The organism is Pseudescherichia vulneris, assembly GCF_902164725.1.
Taxonomy (GTDB): Bacteria; Pseudomonadota; Gammaproteobacteria; order Enterobacterales; family Enterobacteriaceae; genus Pseudescherichia; species Pseudescherichia vulneris.
In genome coordinates, this window is record NZ_LR607338.1 from 3539400 (window position 1) to 3540519 (window position 1120).

The 1120-nt window shown below is 54.6% G+C and carries 2 protein-coding genes; both read left to right on the top strand.

The genetic code is table 11. From position 1 onward, the window contains the following. Positions 1–128 precede the first annotated feature (128 nt). Positions 129–467 (top strand): hypothetical protein, encoded by a 339-nt coding sequence (locus FN633_RS14680; RefSeq protein WP_154058214.1) that lies wholly within the window; start codon positions 129–131, stop codon positions 465–467. A 92-nt stretch (positions 468–559) separates the two neighbouring features. Beyond that, a partial coding sequence (locus FN633_RS14685; protein WP_425049190.1) for a terminase small subunit occupies positions 560–1120 on the top strand: 561 nt, incomplete at its 3' end.

The window sequence follows — 1120 nt, forward strand, 5'->3', positions numbered from 1 at the left end:
AGGAGAGTGAGTGATGTCAAAGTGTGACGTTTTACTTTACGCAATGGTCATCGGTTTTGGCCTTGCTGCTGGAATCAGGGTTTACATTGCCTGGGAGTCATTAATCAACATGGTGTGGGGTGCTATTCGTGCCTAAATCCCCAGCCGAGCGCAAAGCAGCGCAGCGTGCTCGCCAGGCTGCCGCTGGTGGCCGCAAGATGGAACTGGTACTCGACCAGCAGGAGCTGGACATGGTGGCGCGTAACTGCGCCGCTCGTCGCCCGGGTCGCAGTCCGTATGAGCTCAACGAGTATATTGCGCTGCTGATCCGCCAGGACGACGCCCGCCTGAAAGAGCAGATGGCTAAGATGGCAGGAAGCCAGTGCGGGAAGTGCGGCGATAAGCTGCCGGTAGACAGTTGCCCGTGCCAGGGTGATTCGCAGTGCTGGGTTACCGGCGGGTGGCATGACCTGAAATTAACGGTGTGACATGTCACGATTTGCATTAATCACTTGCAAATGCCGCCGACTATGGCGGCTTTATTTTGCGTGATAGTATTACCATATTGGTAATTATTACTATGGTGGTAACAATGGCCGCGACGCCCAAACCTCACAAACGCAAATCAACGCAGTTTAAGCCCATCTCAGCAATGATGGAGGCTTACTGCCAGTCGTACGTCAAGATGCCGGAAAATCAGCGACAGGCGGCCATTGATGCAGGATTCTCGCCCAATACGGCAGCGGCCAAGGCCAGCGTGATGATGCGGGATGAACGCATCCAGAAACGAATCGCTGAGCTGATGGAAGAGCGCAATAAGCGATCCCGTATCTCTGCTGACTACGTGCTTATGAGGCTGAAGGAGATCGACGAGCTTGACCTGGGCGATATCATGGACGATGACCTGAGCCTCAAGCCGCTGAGCACATGGCCGAAAGCGTGGCGCCAGTTCCTGTCAGGCGTGAAGGTGGCAGAGCTATTCGAGGGTAAGGGCGACGAGAAAAAGATTATCGGCGTCCTGAAGTCGATTAAGTGGCCGGACAAAGTCAAGAACCTGGAGCTAATCGGCAAGCACGTCGATGTGAATGCGTTCAAGGAGCGTGTGGACGTTAACGTGAACTTCACCATTGCCGACCGTATG